Raw genomic sequence first — 21,709 nt, forward strand, 5'->3', positions numbered from 1 at the left:
ACATGATCCTCAGCCGCCGGTGAGGCGGCCCGCCGAGTGCACCCCCGGCTGGTACTTCGGCAGCCGGGCGGTGATTTTCATGCCCGCGCCGACGGCCGTCTCGATGACCAGGCCGTAGTCGTCCCCGTAGACCTGGCGGAGCCGGTCGTCGACATTGGACAGCCCGATGCCGCCCGAGGGGCTGACCTCGCCCGCGAGGATGCGGCGCAGCAGGGCGGGGTCCATTCCGGCGCCGTCGTCCTCGATCACCACGAGGGCCTCGGCGCCGGCGTCCTGCGCGGTGATGCTGATGTGACTCTTGCCGGCGGGCACCGCCTTGCCTTCCAGGCCGTGCTTGACGGCGTTCTCGACGAGCGGCTGGAGACAGAGGAAGGGCAGCGCGACCGGCAGGACCTCGGGGGCGATCTGCAGGGTGACGGAGAGGCGGTCGCCGAAGCGTGCCCGCACCAGCGCCAGGTAGTGGTCGATGGCGTGCAGTTCGTCGGCGAGGGTGGTGAAGTCGCCGTGTCTGCGGAACGAGTAGCGGGTGAAGTCGGCGAACTCCAGGAGCAGTTCGCGGGCACGCTCGGGGTCGGTACGGACGAACGAGGCGATCACCGCGAGCGAGTTGAAGATGAAGTGCGGGGAGATCTGGGCGCGCAGGGCCTTGATCTCGGCCTCGATGAGGCGGGTGCGGGACTGGTCGAGGTCGGCGAGTTCGAGTTGTACGGAGACCCAGCGGGCGACCTCTCCGGCCGCGCGGACCAGGACGGCGGACTCACGGGGCGCGCAGGCGACGAGGGCGCCGTGGACGCGGTCGTCGACGGTGAGGGGGGCGACGACGGCCCAGCGGACCGGGCAGTCGGGAGCGTCGCACTTCAGGCGGAAGGCCTCGCCGCGGCCGGTCTCCAGTGGACCGGCGAGGCGTTCCATGATCTCGGTGCGGTGGTGGTCGCCGACGCCGTCCCAGACCAGGACCTGTTCCTGGTCCGTGAGGCACAGCGCGTCCGTGCCGAGCAGGGTGCGCAGTCGGCGGGCCGACTTGCGGGCCGTCTCCTCCGTGAGGCCGGCCCGGAGCGGGGGCGCGGCGAGGGAGGCGGTGTGCAGGGTCTGAAAGGTGGCGTGTTCGACGGGGGTGCCGAGTCCGCCGAGGTTCTGGGGGCGTGCGGTGCGCCTGCCGAGCCAGAATCCGGCGGCCAGGAGGGGCAGGATCGCCACGCACAGCCCGGCGAGGAATCCGCTCACGCCTTCACCTCCTCGCGCAGTTCCTCCCGCAGTTCCTCCGGCAGATGGAAGCGGGCCAGGATCGCCGCCGTCCCCGCGGGTACGCGCCCCGCCGTCGCCAGGGACACCAGCACCATGGTGAGGAAGCCCAGCGGCACCGACCAGAGGGCGGGCCAGGCGAGCAGGGCGTGCAGCGGACCGGTGCCCGGGAAGCCCGCCATGGTCGCGGCCACGGCCACGAAGGCGGAGCCGCCGCCCACCAGCATCCCGGCGGCCGCGCCCGGCGGGGTCAGCCGCCGCCACCAGATGCCGAGGACGAGCAGCGGGCAGAAGGACGACGCCGAGACGGCGAAGGCCAGCCCCACCGCGTCGGCGACCGGCAGTCCGCCGACCAGCATGCTCGCCGCGAGAGGTACGGCCATGGCGAGGGCCGTGCCGAGTCTGAAGTGCCGTACGCCGCGTGAGGGCAGGACGTCCTGGGTGAGCACGCCGGCCACGGCCATGGTCAGTCCCGAGGCCGTGGACAGGAAGGCCGCGAAGGCCCCGCCGGCGAGCAGCGCGCCGAGCAGGTCGCCGCCGAGGCCTCCGATCATGCGGTCGGGCAGCAGCAGGACGGCGGCGTCCGCGTCGCCGGTGATGGTGAGTTCGGGGGCGTAGAGCCGGCCGAGGGCGCCGTACAAGGGCGGCAGCAGGTAGAAGGCGCCGATCAGACCGAGGACGGCCACGGTGGTGCGGCGGGCGGCGACTCCGTGCGGGCTGGTGTAGAAGCGGACGACGACGTGCGGCAGGCCCATGGTGCCGAGGAAGGTGGCGAGGATCAGTCCGTACGTGGAGTACAGCGGGCGTTCCTCGCGGCTCGCGGCCAGGGAGGTCGACATGCCGCCGTTGCTGCCGCGGTCGGCGGCCGGGACGGTGGTGCCCTCGGCGAAGGTCAGCCGGGTGCCCTGTTCGATGCGGTGGGTACCGACGGGCAGTTGGAGTTGCTGGTCCTCGTGCGGGCGGCCGTCGACCGTGCCGCTCACCGTGACGGTCAGGGGCGCGTCCAGCTTGAGGTCGAGGCTCGCGTCGACACGGACGACCCGCTGCTCGCGGAAGGTGGCCGGTTCCTCGAAGGCGTGGCGGGGTGCTCCGTCGCCCTGCCAGGCGAGGACCAGGAAGAGGGCGGGGACGAGCAGGGCGGTGAGCTTGAGCCAGTACTGGAAGGCCTGCACGAAGGTGATGCTGCGCATGCCGCCGGCCGCCACGGTGGCGACCACGACGGCCGCGACGATCACTCCCCCGAGCCAGCCGGGCGCGCCCGTCAGTACTGTCAATGTGAGTCCCGCGCCCTGAAGTTGGGGCAGCAGGTACAGCCAGCCGACCCCGACGACGAAGGCGCCCGCGAGCCGTCGTACGGCCTGGGAGGCGAGCCGGGCCTCGGCGAAGTCGGGAAGTGTGTAGGCGCCGGAGCGGCGCAGCGGGGCGGCGACGAACAGGAGCAGGACCAGATAGCCGGCTGTGTAGCCGACCGGGTACCAGAGCATGTCCGGGCCCTGGACGAGGACCAGGCCGGCGATGCCGAGGAAGGACGCGGCGGACAGGTACTCGCCGCTGATGGCGGCCGCGTTGAGGCGGGGGCCGACGGTGCGGGAGGCGACGTAGAAGTCGGAGGTGGTGCGGGATATGCGCAGGCCGAAGGCACCGACGAGGACGGTCGCCACCACGACCAGGGCGACGGCGGGGACAGCGTAGTTCGAGTTCATGGTCGGCGGTTCAGCGGTCTTCGACGAGGCGCACGAAGTCCCGTTCGTTGCGCTCGGCGCGCCGCACGTACCAGCGGGCGAGCAGGACCAGCGGGACGTAGAGGCCGAAGCCGAGGACCGCCCATTCGAGGCGGCGGGCGTCCGGCAGCGCCGCGAACAGCAGGGGCAGCGGGCCGATGAGCAGGCCGAGGAACGCGAACACGGCGAGGGCGGCGCGCAGTTGGGTGCGCATCAGGGAGCGGACGTAGGTGTGGCCGAGGGTGGTCTGTTCGTCGATCTCGGTGCGGGGGCGGTAGTAGCCGGAGGCGTGGGGGTACCGCCCGCGCGAGCGAAGCCGAGCATGCGGGAGGGTGCGTCGGGGCGGGCCGGTGACGACGACTCGGCGGTCGGCGGGGTCCTGGGGCACGTCACGGCCTCCTCATCAGCAGGTCCCGCAGCTCACGGGCGTGGCGGCGGCTGACCTGGAGTTCCTCGGAACCGACCATGACGCTCACCGTGCCCGCGTCCAGGCGGAGTTCGCCGACATGGCGCAGGGCGACCAGGTGGCGGCGGTGGATCCGGACGAAGCCGCGGGAGCGCCAGCGCTCCTCCAGGGTGGACAGCGGGATCCGTACGAGGTGGCTGCCCTTGTCGGTGTGCAACCGGGCGTAGTCGCCCTGCGCCTCGACGTGCGTGATGTCGTCGACGGCGACGAAGCGGGTCACGCCGCCGAGTTCGACCGGTATCTGGTCGGGGTCGGGTTCGTGCACGGGTATCCGGGCGGCGGAGTCGCTGCGCTCGGCGGCGCGCCGGACGGCCTCAGCGAGGCGTTCCTTGCGGACGGGTTTGAGCACGTAGTCGACGGCCTTGAGGTCGAAGGCCTGCACGGCGAAGTCCTCGTGGGCGGTGACGAACACGACGAGCGGCGGCTTGGCGAAGCCGGTCAGCAGCCTGGCGAGATCCAGCCCGTCGAGGCCGGGCATGTTGATGTCGAGGAAGACGACGTCGATCGCCTCCGGTCCGTCGGGTCCGGACTCCAGGGCGCGGTTGATGCGGCGCAGCGCCTCGGTCGCGTCACCGGCGCCCTCCGCGCTGCCGATGCGGGGATCGGCGTTCAGGAGGTAGAGCAGTTCCTCCAGCGAGGGGCGTTCGTCGTCGACAGCCAGGGCGCGCAGCATGAACCCGGAGTGTAGGAGTTATTCGTACGCGTGCACACGTGGAGTGGCGTCGCGGGGGCGGTCAGGACCTTTCCGCTGGATACAGTGCCCGCATGAACAGCAGGCCCGCGCCGTTCGACGAGCTCGACCGGAAGATCGTCACCGCGTTGATGGCGAACGCCAGGACCAGTTTCGCCGAGATCGGCGCGGCTGTCGGGCTGTCCTCGACGGCGGTCAAGCGGCGCGTGGACCGGATGCGGGACACCGGCGTGATCACCGGGTTCACGGCGACGGTGAAGCCGTCGGCGCTGGGCTGGCGTACGGAGGCGTACGTCGAGGTGTACTGCGAGGGCGCGGCCCCGCCCAGGCGGCTCGCGGAGGTCGTCCGCAACCACCCCGAGATCACCGCGGCGATGACCGTGACCGGCGGCGCGGACGCGCTGCTGCACGTGCGGGCGCGGGATGTCGAGCACTTCGAGGAGGTGCTGGAGCGGATCCGCATCGAGCCGTTCATCCGCAAGACGATCAGTGTGATGGTGCTGTCCCACCTCATTCCGGAGAGCCCGGAGGCCGGGGCCAGCCAGCCCGCACCGGAGGAAACCACAGGGGGCGCAACAGACGTGCGCTGATCCGGTCGAAGACGCAGCATTCCTGCGCCGACACGCAAGTCTGATTCCTTGTCGGCCGTGGCGGTCCCTTCCTACCTTGGTGTCAACCCTCAGTCGACACCGCAGGAAGCGGAGGAACCCCTCTGTGACCGATACCCGTGTGCCGCGCCGGCGGCGCTTCCTCGTCTGCGAACCCAGACACTTCGCCGTGCAGTACGCGATCAACCCCTGGATGCATCCCGACACCCGAGTCGACGTCGATCTGGCCCACGAGCAGTGGCAGGCGCTGATCAGCGCCTACCGCACCCACGGCCACGACGTCGACACCGTGGATCCGGTCCCCGGACTCCCGGACATGGTCTTCGCCGCGAACTCGGCGGTCGTCGTCGACGGCCGCGTCTTCGGCTCCCTCTTCCACGCCCCCCAGCGCCGCCCGGAATCCACGCACTACGACACGTGGTTCAAGGCAGCGGGCTACGACGTCCACCGCCCGGAGTCCGTCTGCGAGGGCGAGGGGGACCTGGTGTGGACCGGCCGGTACGTGCTGGCCGGCACCGGGTTCCGGACCACCCGGGAGGCGCACCGCGAGGTGCAGGAGTTCTTCGGCCATCCGGTGATCAGCCTGACGCTGGTGGACCCGTACTTCTACCACCTGGACACCGCGTTGTTCGTCCTCGACGACGACAACATCGTGTACTACCCGGAGGCGTTCTCGCCGGGCAGCCGCGAGGTGCTGGCCCGCCTGTACCCGGACGCGGTGCTCGCCGGCCGGGACGACGCGATGGCCTTCGGCCTCAACTCCGTGTCCGACGGCCGGCACGTCTTCATCGCGCCACGGGCCGAGGCGCTCGCCTCCCGCCTCTGTGACCACGGCTATGTCCCCGTCGCCGTCGACCTCTCCGAGTTCCAGAAGGCCGGCGGCGGCATCAAGTGCTGCACCCAGGAGATCCGCTCATGACAGCTCCCACCCGTGCCCCTGTCCGTACGCGTACCTCCGCCGACCTGATCCGCGCCGAGGAGCCGGTCCTCGCGCACAACTACCACCCGCTGCCCGTGGTCGTCGCCCGCGCCGAGGGCACCTGGGTGGAGGACGTCGAGGGCCGCCGCTACCTCGACATGCTGGCCGGCTACTCGGCCCTCAACTTCGGCCACCGCCACCCCGCCCTGATCGAGGCGGCTCACACGCAGCTCGACCGCCTCACCCTCACCTCGCGCGCCTTTCACAACGACCGCCTCGCCGAATTCGCCGAGCGCCTCGCGGAGTTGACGGGCCTGGACATGGTGCTGCCGATGAACACGGGCGCGGAGGCGGTCGAGAGCGGCATCAAGGTGGCACGCAAGTGGGCGTACGAGGTGAAGGGCGTCCCGGCCGACCGGGCGACGATCGTGGTCGCCGCGGACAACTTCCACGGCCGTACGACGACGATCGTGTCGTTCTCCACGGACGAGACGGCACGGAAGGGCTTCGGCCCCTTCACACCGGGCTTCCGTGTCGTGCCGTACAACGACCTGGCCGCGCTGGAGGCGGCCGTCGACGAGACGACGGCGGCGGTGCTGATCGAGCCGATCCAGGGCGAGGCGGGGGTCGTCATCCCCGATGAGGGTTATCTGACCGGCGTACGTGAACTCACCCGGCGCACGGGCTGCCTCTTCATCGCCGACGAGATCCAGTCGGGCCTCGGCCGCACGGGGCGGACACTCGCCGTCGAGCACGAGGGGGTCGTCCCGGACCTGCTCCTGCTGGGCAAGGCGCTCGGCGGCGGCATCGTGCCGGTGTCGGCTGTGGTCGGCCGCCGGGACGTCCTCGGAGTACTCCGGCCGGGCGAGCACGGCTCGACGTTCGGCGGCAACCCGCTCGCCGCGGCGGTCGGCACGGCGGTCGTCGAGCTGCTGGAGACGGGTGAGTTCCAGGGCCGGGCGGCCGACCTCGGCACGGTCCTCCGCGACGGACTCGCCGACCTGGTCGGCCAGGGCGTCGTCGGCTTCCGGGCCCGCGGCCTGTGGGCGGGCGTCGACATCGACCCGGCGATCGGCACCGGGCGCGAGGTGAGTCACCGCCTCATGCAGGAGGGTGTCCTCGTCAAGGACACTCACGGCTCGACCATTCGGCTGGCGCCGCCGCTGACGATCACGGAGACGGAACTCGTCTCGGCACTCGGGGCGCTGGGGAGGGTGCTGGGGCGGGACTGAGCCGCGGGGTCGGTGCGGGGCGGGCGGGTGCCCGGCGGGTGGGTATCGCTCGCCGCGCTGCCGGGTGCCGCTGCGCCCGCCCTCCACCCATCGAGCCAGCGGCACGACTGCCGGCAGCTACGGCGCTCCAGCCCGGCCATGCGCCGTCGCGCGGTGCGCTCACGTCGTCGAGGGGCAAGATTGGGTCAAGAGGTGGTAGACCACTCTCAGCGACAGAGAGGTCGGCCGTGGGCGCATCCGAGGAGCACGAGGTTGCCCGCCGTCGGTTCGACGTGGCGGACGCGGCGCCGCTGCTGCTCGATGCGGCGGGGGTGGTGACGAGCTGGAGCGCCGGCGCTGAGCGGCTGCTGGCGTACCCGGCGGCCGAAGTGGTGGGCACGAGCCTGGCCGACCTGGTGACGGCCGAGGACGCCGGGCGGATGCCGCGCCTGATGGAGCAGTGGCGCAGGGACGGCGGCTGGGCGGGGCTGCTGTCGGTGCGCCACGGGGGCGGGCGGCCGGTCAGGGTCATGGTGCGGATCGCCTCCGCCGAGGAGGCCCGGGGGCCCTCGCGGTGGCTGGTGCTGCTGTCGGAGATGACCGGGGCCCCCGGCTGGGACATGCACCGCACCGTGCTGGAGCAGATGGTCGCCCGGTCGCCGGTCGGTATCGCCATCGTCGACACCGACCTGCGGTATGTCTGGTCGAACGCCGCCCTGGCACAGTTCGGCGGCGGACCGCCCGTGCGGCGGCTCGGGCTGCGGCTGGCGGACATACAGCCGGGTCTGGACTCCGATGCCGTCGAGGCGCAGATGCGGCACGTGCTGGCGACCGGGGAGCCGGTCGTCGGATACGAGCTCGTCGGCAGCGTGCGGTCCGCGCCGCTCCGGGAGACCGCGCACATGCTGTCGTTCACCCGGCTGGAGGACGAGCGGGGTCATCCGATGGGCGTGTACTACACCGTCGTCGACATCACCGAGCACCACCGCGCCCGGCAGCGGCTGGCCCTCCTCGACCGGGCCGGCGCGTACATCGGCCGCAGTCTGGACGTCGTCCGGACGGCACAGGAACTGGCCGACGTGGCCGTACCGGCGCTGGCCGACCTGGTCGTCGTAGACCTGCTGGAGTCGGTGCTGCGGGGAGCTGAACCGGCGTCCGGGCCGCTGGAGGGGACGGATCCGGTACGGCTGCGGCGGGCGGGGCGGACGTCGGCCGAAGAGGGCGAGGAGGGTGAGGAGGGTGCCGCGCGCACCACGGCCCGTGCCGACGGCGCCGCCGCCCCCACCGTCGGCATCGGCGACCCCGCCACCTATCCACCCGGATCACCGCCGGTGCGCTGCCTCGTCACCGGCCGGTCCTGGCGGGAGGAGCGGCTCGACCCGCTCGCCCGGGAGTGGGGCACCGACACCCCCGGCGGCCCCGCGGCGACCTTCCATGACCTCGGGCTGCACAGCGCGATGGTCGTGCCGGTCCGGGCCCGGGGCGTCACCCTGGGCGTGACCATGTTCTTCCGGCGGCACCGTCAGGAGCCCTTCGCCGAGGACGACCTGAGCCTGGCCGAGGATCTGGTGTCGCGGGCGGCCGTGTGCGTCGACAACGCCCGGCGCTACACCCGCGAGCGGGACGCGGCGCTGGCGCTGCAGCGCAACCTGCTCCCGCACCGGCTGCCCGACCAGAACGCGGTGGAGGTGGCCGCCTGTTACCGCCCGGCGAACGAGCTGACCGGCCTCGGCGGCGACTGGTACGACCTGATCCCGCTCTCCGGCGCACGGGTGGCCCTCGTCGTGGGCGAGGTGCCCGGGCACGGCATCGACGCCGCGGCGGCCATGGGGCGGCTGCGGACCGCCGTACGGACGCTCGCGGCGCTGGATCTGCCGCCGCACGAGGTCCTGGCCCACCTCGACGACCTGGTCGGGCGCACGGCGCAGGAGGATAGCGCGGCACCGGACGAGGAAGAGGGGGGCGACAGCACGCAGGGCGTGGGCTCCGGGTGTCTGTACGTCGTCCACGACCCGGTCGACGGCCGGTGTTCGATGGCCGCCGCCGGGCATCCCGCGCCCGCGGTCGTCCATCCCGAAGGCACCGTCACGTTCGTCGAGTTGCCGCCGGGACCGCCGCTGGGGGCGGGAGGGCCGCCGTTCGAGTCGGTCGAGCTGGCCCTGCCGGAGGGCAGCACGCTCGCGCTGTACACCGACGGTCTGCTGGCCCATGGCGAGGAGTGGCCCGCGGAGGCGAACCGGGAGCGGCTGCGGCAGGCCCTGGAGCGGTCGGCGCCCTCGCTCGACCAGCGCTGTCGTACCGTCGTGGACGCCCTGGCCCCGGCCCGTCCGCACGACGACGTGGCCCTGCTGATGGCCCGTACCAGACGCCTGGGCGCCGACCAGGTCGCGTCCTGGGAGCTGCCCGCCGACCCGGCCGTCGTCGCCGACGCCCGCAAGGCGGCCAGCCGCCGGCTGTCGGACTGGGGCCTGGACGAGCTGGCCTTCACCACGGAACTCGTCGTCAGTGAACTGGTCACCAACGCCATCCGGCACGCCATCGGCTCCATCCGGCTCCGGCTGATCATGGACCGGACGCTGATCTGCGAGGTCTTCGACGGCGGCGCCACCGCACCCCATCTGCGCCACCCCCGCACCACGGACGAGGGCGGGCGCGGACTGCTGCTGGTCTCCCAGTTCGCCCAGCGGTGGGGGACCCGTTTCCTGCCGGAGGGCAAGGTCATCTGGGCGGAGCAGTCACTGACGTACCCTCCCATATAACCCTGGAACGTCTGATAGGGCATGAGACGGAACATACGTGGGAAACTGGGTGATCCCGGTGGTGAGAGCGAAGCCATGAACGATTCGGCGATCGACTACGCGGCGGCGTTCCAGGCCCTGCCCGGAATGGTGGCGCTGCTCACGCCCGATCTGGTCATCGCGGACGCCAACGAGGAGTTCCTCCGCTCGGCCGGCCGCAAGCGCGAGCAGGTCGTCGGCCGCCGGATGTTCGACGTCTTCCCGGACAACCCCAACGACCCCGGGGCGACGGGCACGCGCAACCTGGAGGCCTCGCTGCGGCGCGTGATGGCCACCGGCGAGCGCGACGCGATGGCCCTGCAGCGGTACGACGTCGAGGACCCCGAGCGGCCCGGGCACTGGCACGAGCGGTACTGGAGCCCGTGCAACGCGCCCGTGTTCGGCCCGGACGGGGACGTGGTGCTGCTGGTGCACCGGGTCGAGGAGGTCACCGAGCTGATCCGGACCCGCGGCGGGCGGAGCACCGGCCGGGCCCAGGTGCTGGAGGCCGAGCTGTACACCCGCGCCCGCGAGCTGCAGGAGCTCAACGAACGGCTGCGGCGGGCGCACGCCCGCGAGCGCGAGGTGGCCCTGGCCCTGCAGGAGGCGATGCTGCCGGCCCGGCAGGCGAGCAACCGCCGGGCGGCCGTCCGCTACCGGCCCGCCGTCGGCGCGCTGAACGTGTGCGGCGACTGGTACGACCTGGTCGACCTGGTGGGCGGTCACCGCCTCGGCGTCTCCGTGGGCGACGTGGTCGGTCACGGACTGGCGGCCGCCGGGGTCATGGGCCAGCTGCGCAGCGCGCTCAGCGCCACCTCCCGGGTCGCCGAGGGACCGGCCCAGGCGCTGGACGCCCTCGGGCGGTACGCCCATGTGGTCGACGGCGCCGAATCGGCCACCGCGGTCACCACGTTCATCGACTTCGACCGGCAGACGATCACCTACAGCAGCGCCGGCCACCCGCCGCCCGTCCTGGTCCACCCCGACGGCCGGGTGGAGTTCCTCGACCGTGCCACCGACACCCCGCTGGACGCCCGCCCCGACCCGATCCCGAGACCCGAGGCCCGCACCGTCTTCACCAGCGGCGCCACTCTCGCCCTGTACACCGACGGCCTGGTGGAGCGCCGCCGCGAGGACATCGACACCGGTCTGGCCCGACTGGCCGACTCCCTGCGCCGCCACCGGGCCGCCGACCCCGAGACCCTCGCCGACGCCGTCCTGATGGAGCTGCTGCCACCCGGCGGCGCCACCGACGACACGGCCCTGATCATCGTCCGGCTGTGAGCACGGCGGTGAGTCGGAGGTGAGTCGGAGGTGAGTACGGCCATGGACACCCCTGTGAATGCCACCGTGACCGCCGCCGCCGACCCGTCGATGATCGGCCAACACCCCACCCGAGCCCGCCCGGTCCGGTTCCGGCAGCCTCGGCCTGCCCCTACACTGGCACCCTCACGACGTGCCGGTTGACCTGCTTTGACGCGGCGGTTGAGCCGACCGCCGGAGTGAGGAGCGCCCCCACTTGTTCTACTACCTGCTCAAATACGTGTTCCTGGGGCCGTTGCTGAGACTTGTCTTCCGCCCACGCATCGAAGGCCTGGAGCACGTTCCGGCGTCCGGCGCGGCCATCATCGCGGGCAACCACCTCTCCTTCTCGGACCACTTCCTGATGCCCGCTGTGCTGAAGCGGCGCATCACCTTCCTCGCGAAGGCCGAGTACTTCACGGGACCCGGCATCAGGGGCCGACTGGTCGCGACCTTCTTCCGCAGCGCCGGACAGATCCCCGTGGACCGCTCCGGCAAGGAGGCCGGCCAGGCCGCGATCCGCGAAGGACTCGGCGTCCTACGCAAGGACGAGCTGCTCGGCATCTACCCGGAGGGCACCCGTTCCCACGACGGCCGGCTCTACAAGGGCAAGGTCGGCGTCGCCGTGATGGCGCTCAGGGCCCAAGTGCCCGTCATCCCCTGCGCGATGATCGGCACCTTCGAGGCGCAGCCGCCGGGCAAGCTCATCCCCAACATCCACCCCGTGGTGATCCGCTTCGGCAAGCCCCTCGACTTCTCCCGGTACGCCGGCATGGAGAACGAGAAGGCGATTCTTCGCGCGATCACCGACGAGATCATGTACGCGATCCTGACGCTGTCCGAGCAGGAGTACGTCGACCAGTACGCGGCCGTCGCCAAGGCCGAGGACGCGGCGGCGCGCTCGGAAAAGGAGCGCAGGTTCCGCCGGATGCCGCTGAGCTGACCTCTGCTGTCGGCAGAGCACCTGCAGCCGCGCCGGGCCGGGGCGTACGGTCGCCGCATGAGACGTGCTGTGGTGGTCGGAGCGACGGGACAGATCGGGCGGGCGGCCGTGGGTGTGCTGGCCCGGGACGGCTGGCAGGTGACGGCCGTCTCGCGCGGCGGCGGACGGGACGAGGGCTGGCCCGACGAGGTACGCGAGATGGGCGCGGACCGGGAGGACGACGCGGCCCTGGCCGCCGCGGTGGGGCCCGACTGCGACGTCCTGGTCGACATGGTGGCCTACGGGCCGCAGCACGCACGGCAGTTGACCGCGCTGGGCGCTCGCGTGGGCTCGGCCGTGGTGGTCTCCAGCGTGTCGGTGTACGAGGACGACAAGGGCCGGGGCTTCGACACCCAGCAGGAGCCGGACGGCTTCCCCGAGTACCCGGTACCGATCACCGAGGCCCAGCGGACCGTCCGGCCGGGCGACACCTCGTACAGCACCCGCAAGGCGGGGCTGGAGCGCGAACTCCTTGCGGCGGGGCAGCGGTTGCCGACCACGCTGCTGCGCGCCGGTGCGATCCACGGGCCGCACTGCCGCACGCCGCGCGAACTGTACTTCGTCAAGCGCAACCTGGACGGCCGGTCACGGCGCGTTCTGCCCTACGGGGGCGAGAGCCGGTTCCATCCGGCGAGCGTCCACAACATCGCGGAGCTGATCCGGCTGGCCGCCGCGCGGCCGGGCACCAGGGTCCTCAACGCCGTGGACCCGGACGCTCCGACGGTCGCGGAAATCGCCCGCGCGATCGACGCCGTCATGGGCGTCGAGAGCGAGAGCGTCCTCGTGGCCGGGCCGCCGCCGGCGCCCACGGTGGGTGACACGCCGTGGTCGGTGCCGGTGCCCGTGGTGTGCGACATGTCCGCGGCGGAACGGGAGTTGGGCTACCGACCGGTCGTGCGGTACGAGCAGACGCTGCCGGACACGGTCGCGTGGATCGAGGGGCACCTCGCCGGGCGGGACTGGCGGGAGGCGTACCCGAAGATGTTCCAGACGTACGGCGACCTCTTCGACTACGCGGCGGAGGACGCGTTTCTCGACACGCTCGACACGCTCGACACGTGAAAGGGGGGCGGCCGTCGGCGACGGCCGCCCCCCTCTCCGCGTACCGGTTACGGCTTCGGCGTCGCGTGCGGTCCGCACGTCGCGTCGGCGGCGTCCAGCTTGCCGGAGAGCAGGTAGGCGTCCACCCGCTCGTTGATGCACGGGTTGACCAGGCTGGTCACGCCGTGCGAGCCCGCGTCCTTCTCGGTGATCAGGCGGGAGCCCTTGAAACGCTGGTGCAGTTCGACGGCGCCCTCGTACGGGGTGGCCGCGTCACGCTCGGACTGCACGATCAGCACGCCCGGCAGTCCCCTGCCGGTCTTCACGTTCACCGGCGTCTGCTGCTTGACCGGCCAGGTCGCGCAGGGCAGGTTCATCCAGGCGTTGGACCAGGTCAGGAACGGGTAGTTCTGGTGGAGCTTCGTGTTGTCCCGGTCCCACTTCTTCCAACTGGTCGGCCACTTGGCGTCGGTGCACTCGACGGCCGTGTAGACGGCGTTGCCGTTCTCCGAGGCGATGTTGCCCGCGGTGTCCGACAGGTCGGGGGCGGCCGCGTCGACGAGCGCCTGCGTGTCGCCGGCGAAGTACTTGCTGAACACGGTGGCGACCGGAATCCACGAGGAGTCGTAGTACGGGGCTCCCGTGAAGAAGCTCAGCAGCTCGGCCGGGCCGACGACCCCGCCGATCGGGCTCTTCTTGGCGGCGGCCCGCAACTGAAGCCACTTGGCCTGGACTTCGGCGCGCGTGGCACCGAGGTGGAAGACGGCGTCGTTGGCGGCGACCCAGTCCTGCCAGTCCTTCCAGCGGCCCTCGAAGGCGATGTCCTGGTCGAGGTTGGCCTCGTACCAGATCTTCTCCCGCGACGGGTTGACGACGCTGTCGACGACCATGCGCCGGACGTGGCCCGGGAACAGGGTGCCGTAGACCGCGCCGAGGTAGGTGCCGTAGGAGACGCCGAGGTAGTTGAGCTTCTTCTCGCCGAGCGCGGCGCGGATGACGTCCAGGTCGCGCGCGGTGTTCGGGGTGGTCATGTGCGGCAGCATCTCGCCGCTGCGCTCGTAGCAACCCTCCGCGTACTCGCGGGCGAGCCCCCGCTGGGCGAGCTTGTCGGCCTCGGAGTCGGGCACCGGGTCCATCTTGGGCGCCTTCACGAACTCCTGCGGGTCGGCGCAGGAGATGGGCGCCGAGTGGCCGACGCCGCGCGGGTCGAAGCCCACGAAGTCGTACGCCTTGGCCGTGTTGGCCCAGACGGGCGCCTTGGTGATGACCCGGCGCGGGAAGCGCAGGCCGGAGCCGCCGGGGCCGCCCGGGTTGTAGATGAGGGCGCCCTGGCGCTCCTCCTTGGTGCCGGTGTTGCCGATGCGGTCGACGGCAAGCTTGATCTGCTTGCCGAACGGCTTGGCGTAGTCGAGCGGCACAGTGACATAGCCGCACTGGATCGGCTTCTCCAGGCCCCAGTCGGCCGGGCAGTCCTGCCAGTCGATCCCGGCCTTCTCGGCCTTGGCTGCGGCGATCGCCGCGCCGCGGGCTTCGCGGTCCTGGCCGTGGCGGCTGTCCGCACTCGCGGTGGGCACCGCGACGGCTCCGGCTATCAGGGTCGCTGTGACGAGCACTCCGGCGGAACCGAACGCGGCCACCCGCCTGGTCGCTCTCTTGTCCCTCAAGTGGGCCCTCCCCGTACGTGGTTGTGATCGGTACGGGGATCCTCGCGGCTGTGAGCTGCCTGAGGACAGGGGTTGTTGACCTTCTTTGCCAATCCGATAACCGGACTGAGACGTTCGCTCGGCGGTTCCCGGCCCGCCGACTCAACCGAGGGACGTCAGCGCCTCGTCCAGGATCCGCCGAAGCTTCAGCGCGTCCGGCGCCACTGCGGTCACCAGCGCGGCGGGCCCGGCGAGCGGAACGACCGCGGCGCCCTCCCCCAGAACCCGTGCCGCCACCGGCTCGTCCGTGAACTCCGGCCGTACGACGACGACCTGGCCGACGGCTCGATGCCCCGCGAGCACGGCGGGCCCGTCCCAGCCGCCCGGCGCCCCGGGTCCGCAGGACAGCTCCTGGTCGAGCACGGTACGCCCCGCGATCCGTACGGCAAGACGACTGCTGAGCCGCCCCGGTTCCTCACCGGCCCGCCCGAGCACCTGCTCCTCGCGCAGCACGAGCCGGGCCGTCGTACCGAGTTCGACGCGCGTCGTGACGTACAGGTCGCTGCCGTGTGCGGAGATCAACTGCTCGGGCAGCCAGCGCAGTTCGCCGCCGTCGGCGACGGTGAGCCGGACGTCGTAGCGGGCCTCGCCCTTGGCCTGGCCCGGCAGGGCGATGGTGGCGGCGGCCGACCCGACGCGCAGCCGGGCTCCGGTCTCCACCCCGGCCTCCACCGTGAAGTGGTCGCCGCCGAGCGGGCCGCTCATCGCGCCGACGAGCATGACGTGCGCCTCGCCGCCGTTGCCCCGGGTCCGCCGCAGCGCCAGCGGTCCGTCACCCTTCAGGACGGGCAGGGACGTACCGCCGCGGCCGTCGTCGCGCGCGAGCATCCGCGCGGTGGCCCGCACCCCTGTCACGGCCGCGGCCCTGCCGTCCACGCGGCGAGCTGCGCCCGCACCCAGGCGGCGACGTCCCGCACGCCGGCCTCGGTCCTGAGTGACTGGAAGACGACCGGCAGCTCGGCCCGCTGCGCCTTGGCGTCGGCCGCCATCCGCGCCAGGTCGGAGCCGACGTACGGGGCGAGGTCGGTCTTGTTGACGACGAGCAGGTCGGCGGTGGTGACGCCCGGGCCGCCCTTGCGCGGAATGTCGTCCCCGCCGGCCACGTCGATCACGAAGACCTGCGCGTCGACGAGCCCCTTGGAGAAGGTGGCTGTCAGGTTGTCCCCGCCGGACTCGACGAGGATCAGGTCCAGCGGCCCGACCTCGTCCTCCAGATCCTCCACCGCCTCCAGATTGGCGGAGATGTCGTCCCGGATCGCGGTGTGCGGGCAGGCCCCCGTCTCCACGGCGGTGATCCGCTCGGGCGGCAGCACGGCCTCCCGCAACAGGAACTCGGCGTCCTCGCGGGTATAGATGTCATTGGTGACGACAGCGAGGGACAACTCGTCACGCAACGCCCGGCAGAGCGCGGCGACAGTGGCGGTCTTCCCGGACCCGACGGGCCCCCCGAGCCCGATCCGAAGAGCACGGTGCGAGCCGTCGGGACGGTGAGCGTCGGCGCTGACGGCGGCGGGGCCGTCGTGGGAGTGGTCGAGGTGCATGGGGCGACTCCTATTACACGTTTACACGTGGGTCAGCGCTATTCGGCCAGCCCGTCCGGCGTTTGAGGACGAGGCCGTTCAGGCCGATACGGGGGTCTGGGGGCGGCGCCCCCAAGGACGGGACGGGAAGGGGCGGCGGGGGCGACCCGACTAGGACGCGAACAACCGGACGGCCCAAGCGGCATGCACCTCCGCGCTGATCTCCAACAACGGAGCCGACGCCGCAGGCAACGCATCGACACCTTCGTCGACGACCTTCCGCGCCGCCTCCACCGCCTGATCCGCGACCCGGTCCAGCTCCGGCGCCAACCGGGCCAGCACCGCCGTGGCGTCGAAGGGGTCCAGGCTCAGCAGCCGCACCGTGGCCGAAGCCGGGCCACTGACACTCTCGTACGCCGCACAGTAGGCGGCATCAAGGGCCCCCAGCCCCGCTGCCCGCCCCGCGACCCCGAGCACCACCGGCTGATGCGCCCCCTTGGGAAACTCCCGCGCCAGGGCGTCGAGTTCCCCGGACGGCCAGGCCGCCCGCGCGGCCCGCATCAACTGACGGCCCAGCTTCCGCGCGGCGACCCGCAGTGCGGGGGACGGGGTGCGCGCGTCGGCGGCCGCGTCCAACTCCACGGGATTCACGCCGAGTACGGCCGCCGCGGCCAGCGAGGCGGAGACCCGCCCGGCCGTGTGCAGCCGCCCCCGGCAGAAGGACTCCAGGCTCTCGCCCCCGGTGACGCGCCCGGCCTTGACGGCCGCCTCGGCGCCGCCGGAGTGCGCGTGCCCTCCGGCCGGGAAGCGGCCGTCGGCGAGGACAAGAAGTGCGGCCCTGGACATCAGAAGAGGAAGTAGCGCTGGGCCATGGGCAGTTCGGCGGCCGGAGTCGCCTCGACGAGCTCCCCGTCGATGTGCACGGCGAAGCTGTCGGGATCGACCTGGACGCGGGGCCGCGCGTCGTTCTCCCGCATGTCGGCCTTGGTGACCTGACGCGTCGACTCGATGGCCACGAACTTCTTGCCGAGCTGGAGCCGCTCCGGGAGGCCGTCCTCGATGGCGAGCGGCGCCACGAAGTTGACGGAGTTCGAGGCGGGCGCCCGCCCGATCGCACCGAACATCGGACGCGGGAGGATCGGCTGCGGGGTCGGGATGGAGGCGTTGGCGTCGCCCATCTGCGCGTACGCGATCTGCCCGCCCTTGACGACGAGGTGCGGCTTGACCCCGAAGAACGCGGGCTCCCACAGCACCAGGTCGGCGAGCTTGCCGGTCTCGACCGAGCCGACCTGGTGGGCGAGGCCCTGCGCGACGGCCGGGTTGATCGTGTACTTGGCGACATAGCGACGTACCCGATGGTTGTCCGCGCGTCCGTCGCCCGGCAGCGCGCCCCGCCGCCGCTTCATCACATGGGCCGTCTGCCAGGTCCGCATGATGACCTCGCCGACCCGGCCCATGGCCTGCGCGTCGGAGGAGATGATCGAGATGGCGCCCAGGTCGTGGAGGATGTCCTCAGCGCCGATCGTGGAGGGCCGGATCCGGGACTCGGCGAAGGCGAGGTCCTCCGGGACGGCCGGGTTGAGGTGGTGGCACACCATCAGCATGTCGAGGTGTTCCTCGGCGGTGTTGACGGTGAAGGGCCGGGTCGGGTTCGTCGAACTCGGCAGTACGTGCGGCTCGGACACCACGGTCATGATGTCCGGCGCGTGCCCGCCGCCCGCACCCTCGGTGTGGTAGGCGTGGATGCCGCGTCCGGCGATCGCCGCGAGGGTGTCGCCGACGAATCCGGCCTCGTTCAGCGTGTCCGTGTGGATGGCGATCTGGATGCCGGTGTGGTCGGCGACGGTCAGCGAGGCGTCGATGACGGCCGGGGTCGAGCCCCAGTCCTCGTGCAGCTTGAGGCCGAGGGCGCCGCCACGGATCTGGGACAGCATCGCCTCGTGGGAGACGGTGTTGCCCTTGCCGAGGAGTCCGAAGTTGACGGGGTACCCCTCCATCGCCTCCAGCATCCGGGCCAGGTGCCAGGGGCCGGGCGTCACGGTCGTCGCCTTCGAGCCCTCCGCCGGGCCGGTGCCACCGCCGATCAGCGTCGTGACGCCCGAGGACAGCGCCTCGTCGGCGATCTGCGGGCAGATGAAGTGGACGTGCGCGTCGATGGCGCCGGCGGTCAGGATCCGCCCGTTGCCGGCGATGATCTCGGTCTCCGGGCCGATCACCAGGTCGGGGTGGACGCCGTCCATGGTGTCGGGGTTGCCGGCCTTGCCGATGCCGGTGATCCGGCCGTCGCGGATGCCGACGTCGGCCTTGACGATCCCCCAGTGGTCGATGATCACGACGCCGGTGATGACCGTGTCCGGGGTGCCGTCTGCGCGCGTGGCACGGGACTGGCCCATGGACTCGCGGATGACCTTGCCGCCGCCGAAGACGGCCTCGTCACCAGCGAGCCCGGGACCGCCGGAACGATCCTCCTCGATCTCGACGAGCAGGTCGGTGTCGGCGAGCCGGATGCGGTCGCCGGTGGTGGGGCCGAACAGGTCGGCGTACGCGGCACGCGAGATCTCAGGCATCGAGGGCACCTCCGGTCTCCCCGCGCAGTCCGGGCACCACACGGGCGCCGGCGAGCGGGACGAGTTCGACGTCGACGGGGATCCCGGGCTCGAAGCGCACGGCCGTTCCGGCGGCGATGTTGAGCCGCTTGCCGCGTGCTGCGGCGCGGTCGAAGTCCAGGCCGGGGTTGGCCTCGGCGAAGTGGTAGTGGGAGCCGACCTGGACGGGCCGGTCGGCGGCGTTGAGGACGGTCAGCGAGGTGACCTCGCGGCCCTCGTTGTAGACGATCGGGTCGTCCGCGAACAGGAACTCGCCGGGAATCATCGAGGCCCCTCAGACGATCGGGTCGTGGACGGTGACGAGCTTGGTGCCGTCCGGGAAGGTCGCCTCGACCTGGACGTCGTGGATCATCTCGGGGATGCCCTCCATGACGTCGTCCCTGGTCAGCAGCGTGCGCCCGGAGGACATGAGCTCGGCGACCGTACGGCCGTCACGCGCGCCCTCGAGGATGTGCGACGTGATGAGCGCGACCGCCTCGGGGTGGTTGAGCTTCAGCCCGCGGGCCCGGCGCTTCTCGGCCACGTCGGCCGCCACGTGGATCAGCAGCCTCTCTTGCTCGTGCGGGGTCAGTTGCACGTCCCACCTCACAGTCCTCGCTCCGGACCGTGCGGGGTCCGGCTGCCGCAGCCCCCGGGCAAAGTCCCTGGTGGCGTGGATCGGCAGGCTAGTTGGACGGGGTTTCAAGCAAGTTAACCGAGCTGTGATCCGTTCAGGCTTCGTTCCGCGGAGCCGACATGCTCATCAACGCGCGTAGCACGCTCCGGCGGCCGAGGGGGGTGCTGATTCGCGGCTGCCTCGAAGGCCTCACGGACTCCTCCGAGCACCTAGCCGACGATCGCTGCGATCGGCTCCCCCTTGCCGCTGAAGCAGCGGTACACCGCTCAGGCCGAGCGGTCGACCTCCTTCAGCACCTCCTGCGTGGACGTGGCGTGGAAGCCGCTGCGGACGAAGCTGAGCGCGGCGGCCAAGAAGGAATGTTCGTTCCACGTTGGCTTCCGCCCACCGCAGGATCGTGGTCGTCGTCCTCGTCCCCCTGCTCGCGGCGCTCGCCCTGTGGACCTTCGCCTGGCCCGTGGCCCGCTCCGCGCCACGCGATCTGCCGCTCGGCGTCGCCGGACCCGTCACCGCGACGGCTCAGCTGGAGAAGCGGCTCGCGCGGGCAGGAAGGCGCCTTCAAGATCCACCCTTACGGCCGACGAGGCCGCCGCCCGGGACGCCGTCGAGGACCGGACCGTATACGGCACGGTCGTGGCCACCTCCCCGGGCACCGAACTGTGCTGACCGCCTCCGCGGCGAGTCCCTTCGTCGCCCAGCTGCTCCAGCAGGCCGTGCCCGAGCGGGCCGCCGCCTCGGGCACGCAGGTCAGGACGGTCGACATGGTGGCCGCCCCCGAGGCGGACCCGCGGGGCGCGGCGCTGAACGCGAGCGTGCTGCCGCTCGCCCTGACCGGCATCGCGGCGGGGTCTGCGGTCGCCCTGCCCGGACTGCGCGGCCTCCGTGCGCCTTTTCGTTCGTCCCGCGACCCCGGGGACGCGCCGTGCCGCTAGGAGGCGCCGTGCCCCCGGTGGTGCGCCGCGATGCCGAAGCGCTGCTGTTCGCGGGGAGCGGACGCGACCTCGCGAACGGTGGAGACCGCGCTGATCACCTGCTCCTCCGCGGGCTCCTGGAGTTCCTCCAGCCGTTCGAGGTCAGCGGCGGAAACCAGGGCGACGAGGGGTTTGCCGTGCCGCGTCACGACCACCCGCTCACCGCCGTACACCACCCGGTTGATCAGGTCGGCGAGTTCAGCCCTGGCTTGCGTCACCGGAATCTCGTAGGCCATACGCCCATCATAACGTCACGTACGTCCTGTACATTTTTTACAGACGCCGAAGGAGGGGCAGCCATGACCCGACCATCCGCCCGCCACGTCCTGCCCGAGTTCACCGAACGCACGAGCTCCGGGCACAAGACGATGGATCCGTACTCGAAGCTGCTGGAGGAGCGGATCGTCTTCCTGGGGACGCCGATCGACGACGTCTCGGCGAACGACGTGATGGCTCAGTTCATGTACCTGGAGTACAAGGACCCGGACCGCGACATCGTGCTGTACATCAACTCCCCCGGGGGCTCGTTCAGTTCGATGACGGCGATCTACGACACGATGCAGTACGTCAGCTGTGACGTGGAGACGACGTGCCTGGGGCAGGCCGGCTCGTCGGCCGCGGTGCTGCTGGCCGCGGGCACGCCCGGGAAGCGGAGCCTGCTGCCGGGCGCCCGCGTGGTGATCCACCAGCCCGCGCTGTCCGAGCCGGTTCAGGGGCAGGCGAGCGACCTGGCCATCCAGGCCGGCGAGTTGACGCGCGTGCGGACCCGCCTGGAGGAGATGCTCGTGCGGCACACCGGGCGCAGTCCGGAGCAGGTGAACACCGACATCGAGCGGGACAAGATCTTCACCGCGCAGGAGGCGCTGGAGTACGGGCTGGCGGACCGCGTCATCCCGAGCCGCAAGGGCTCGCGCCCCACTCGCGCCGAGGGGTGAGCCGTCGATGTTGCCCGACCTGCCACCGTTGCCGGCCCTGACGCGCGCCGAGGGCGAACTGATCGACCGTTACCTCGACGTGGTGGACCTGCTCGGCCGGATCAACCCGGCCCGCCACGGCGACACGTACCGCGGACTGCGGGCCGCGCAGGCGCTGGTCACCAAGGCGGCCGAGCTGCGGGACGCACTGGCGCTGATGCACCGTCGGGGCGAGACCGAGGTGCACGCCGACACGCTGGCGCGTGCGCTGCGCGTGCTGGACGGGGAGCGCCGCACGGCCCGCGTCACGCTGCCGCCGCCCACCGACAGTTGACGCACCCACAGCCGGTCCGGTCCGCCTCCTGATGGAGCGTCCGGACCGGCGCCGAAACGGACCAAACGGTGTACCACCTCTTGGC

21 protein-coding genes and 1 pseudogene are annotated in these 21,709 nt (G+C 71.8%); 10 read left to right on the forward strand and 12 right to left on the reverse strand.

The annotated features are described in order from the left end of the window. Nucleotides 1-9: 9 nt before the first annotated feature. From ACFYO2_RS07865 to ACFYO2_RS07880, 4 genes are read right to left on the reverse strand one after another with little or no spacing between them, the layout of a single operon-like run. Nucleotides 10-1,224: a sensor histidine kinase gene (locus tag ACFYO2_RS07865; protein WP_388345585.1), complete on the reverse strand. Its 1,215-nt coding sequence runs from the start codon at nt 1,222-1,224 to the stop codon at nt 10-12. Further along, nucleotides 1,221-2,945, reverse strand: coding sequence for a cation acetate symporter (locus ACFYO2_RS07870; RefSeq protein WP_388345588.1), 1,725 nt, complete (start codon nt 2,943-2,945; stop codon nt 1,221-1,223). Before ACFYO2_RS07870 ends, ACFYO2_RS07865 begins: the two co-directional genes overlap by 4 nt. 10 nt (nt 2,946-2,955) lie before the next feature. Next, nucleotides 2,956-3,351: a hypothetical protein gene (locus tag ACFYO2_RS07875; RefSeq protein WP_388345591.1), complete on the reverse strand. Its 396-nt coding sequence runs from the start codon at nt 3,349-3,351 to the stop codon at nt 2,956-2,958. A gap of 1 nt (nt 3,352) precedes the next feature. Continuing rightward, entirely contained in the window at nt 3,353-4,102 is a 750-nt protein-coding gene (locus tag ACFYO2_RS07880; protein WP_388345594.1) for a LytR/AlgR family response regulator transcription factor, read from the reverse strand. Nucleotides 4,103-4,194: 92 nt separating this feature from the next. On the opposite strand from ACFYO2_RS07880, the gene ACFYO2_RS07885 reads away from it, so the two are divergent. From ACFYO2_RS07885 to ACFYO2_RS07915, 7 genes are all read left to right on the forward strand, one after another. Next, nucleotides 4,195-4,710 (forward strand): Lrp/AsnC family transcriptional regulator, encoded by a 516-nt coding sequence (locus tag ACFYO2_RS07885; RefSeq protein ID WP_388345597.1) that lies wholly within the window; start codon nt 4,195-4,197, stop codon nt 4,708-4,710. Nucleotides 4,711-4,834: 124 nt separating this feature from the next. Further along, complete coding sequence (ddaH, locus tag ACFYO2_RS07890) at nt 4,835-5,647, forward strand: dimethylargininase (protein ID WP_388345600.1); 813 nt, start codon at nt 4,835-4,837, stop codon at nt 5,645-5,647. After that, on the forward strand, nt 5,644-6,879 hold the full coding sequence (gene rocD / locus ACFYO2_RS07895) for an ornithine--oxo-acid transaminase (protein ID WP_388345603.1): 1,236 nt from the start codon (nt 5,644-5,646) through the stop codon (nt 6,877-6,879). Before ddaH ends, rocD begins: the two co-directional genes overlap by 4 nt. 227 nt (nt 6,880-7,106) lie before the next feature. Then, entirely contained in the window at nt 7,107-9,617 is a 2,511-nt protein-coding gene (locus ACFYO2_RS07900) for a SpoIIE family protein phosphatase (protein ID WP_388345605.1), read from the forward strand. 75 nt (nt 9,618-9,692) lie between these two features. Beyond that, a complete protein-coding gene (locus tag ACFYO2_RS07905) occupies nt 9,693-10,919 on the forward strand; it encodes a PP2C family protein-serine/threonine phosphatase (protein ID WP_388345608.1) in 1,227 nt (408 codons plus the stop codon). Between the two features lie 235 nt (nt 10,920-11,154). After that, nucleotides 11,155-11,880 carry a lysophospholipid acyltransferase family protein gene (locus ACFYO2_RS07910; RefSeq protein ID WP_388345610.1) on the forward strand — a complete coding sequence of 242 codons (726 nt, stop codon included), beginning with the start codon at nt 11,155-11,157 and terminating at the stop codon, nt 11,878-11,880. A gap of 69 nt (nt 11,881-11,949) precedes the next feature. Continuing rightward, entirely contained in the window at nt 11,950-12,981 is a 1,032-nt protein-coding gene (locus tag ACFYO2_RS07915) for an NAD-dependent epimerase/dehydratase family protein (RefSeq protein WP_388346085.1), read from the forward strand. Nucleotides 12,982-13,028: 47 nt separating this feature from the next. Here ACFYO2_RS07915 and ACFYO2_RS07920 read toward each other — a convergent pair whose 3' ends face one another. From ACFYO2_RS07920 to ACFYO2_RS07950, 7 genes are all read right to left on the reverse strand, one after another. After that, nucleotides 13,029-14,624, reverse strand: coding sequence for an alpha/beta hydrolase (locus ACFYO2_RS07920; RefSeq protein ID WP_388345612.1), 1,596 nt, complete (start codon nt 14,622-14,624; stop codon nt 13,029-13,031). A gap of 141 nt (nt 14,625-14,765) precedes the next feature. Continuing rightward, a complete protein-coding gene (locus ACFYO2_RS07925) occupies nt 14,766-15,491 on the reverse strand; it encodes an urease accessory protein UreD (protein ID WP_388346088.1) in 726 nt (241 codons plus the stop codon). Nucleotides 15,492-15,514: 23 nt separating this feature from the next. Continuing rightward, the gene (ureG, locus tag ACFYO2_RS07930; protein WP_388345615.1) at nt 15,515-16,204 is read right to left on the reverse strand and encodes an urease accessory protein UreG; all 690 of its coding nucleotides are present in this window, start codon (nt 16,202-16,204) and stop codon (nt 15,515-15,517) included. A gap of 150 nt (nt 16,205-16,354) precedes the next feature. Continuing rightward, nucleotides 16,355-17,029 (reverse strand): urease accessory protein UreF, encoded by a 675-nt coding sequence (locus tag ACFYO2_RS07935; RefSeq protein ID WP_388345617.1) that lies wholly within the window; start codon nt 17,027-17,029, stop codon nt 16,355-16,357. Continuing rightward, entirely contained in the window at nt 17,029-18,750 is a 1,722-nt protein-coding gene (locus tag ACFYO2_RS07940; RefSeq protein WP_388345620.1) for an urease subunit alpha, read from the reverse strand. The genes ACFYO2_RS07935 and ACFYO2_RS07940 overlap by 1 nt, the downstream gene beginning before the upstream one ends. Next, entirely contained in the window at nt 18,743-19,054 is a 312-nt protein-coding gene (locus tag ACFYO2_RS07945; protein ID WP_388345623.1) for an urease subunit beta, read from the reverse strand. Before ACFYO2_RS07945 ends, ACFYO2_RS07940 begins: the two co-directional genes overlap by 8 nt. A gap of 9 nt (nt 19,055-19,063) precedes the next feature. Beyond that, nucleotides 19,064-19,366 (reverse strand): urease subunit gamma, encoded by a 303-nt coding sequence (locus ACFYO2_RS07950; protein ID WP_388345626.1) that lies wholly within the window; start codon nt 19,364-19,366, stop codon nt 19,064-19,066. 412 nt (nt 19,367-19,778) lie between these two features. On the opposite strand from ACFYO2_RS07950, the pseudogene ACFYO2_RS07955 reads away from it, so the two are divergent. Continuing rightward, nucleotides 19,779-20,292 (forward strand): annotated as a pseudogene (locus ACFYO2_RS07955) (ABC transporter permease); the annotation flags it as partial. A 41-nt stretch (nt 20,293-20,333) separates the two neighbouring features. Here the strand turns inward: ACFYO2_RS07955 and ACFYO2_RS07960 are convergent. Further along, a complete protein-coding gene (locus ACFYO2_RS07960; protein ID WP_388345629.1) occupies nt 20,334-20,612 on the reverse strand; it encodes a type II toxin-antitoxin system Phd/YefM family antitoxin in 279 nt (92 codons plus the stop codon). A 63-nt stretch (nt 20,613-20,675) separates the two neighbouring features. Between ACFYO2_RS07960 and ACFYO2_RS07965 the strand changes: the two genes are divergently transcribed. Both ACFYO2_RS07965 and ACFYO2_RS07970 read left to right on the forward strand, forming a co-directional pair. Further along, nucleotides 20,676-21,311 carry an ATP-dependent Clp protease proteolytic subunit gene (locus ACFYO2_RS07965; protein WP_388345632.1) on the forward strand — a complete coding sequence of 212 codons (636 nt, stop codon included), beginning with the start codon at nt 20,676-20,678 and terminating at the stop codon, nt 21,309-21,311. A 7-nt stretch (nt 21,312-21,318) separates the two neighbouring features. Then, the gene (locus tag ACFYO2_RS07970) at nt 21,319-21,624 is read left to right on the forward strand and encodes a hypothetical protein (protein WP_388345634.1); all 306 of its coding nucleotides are present in this window, start codon (nt 21,319-21,321) and stop codon (nt 21,622-21,624) included. The last annotated feature ends 85 nt before the right edge of the window (nt 21,625-21,709 follow it).

Source organism: Streptomyces sp. NPDC006602 (assembly GCF_042870385.1).
GTDB lineage: Bacteria > Actinomycetota > Actinomycetes > Streptomycetales > Streptomycetaceae > Streptomyces.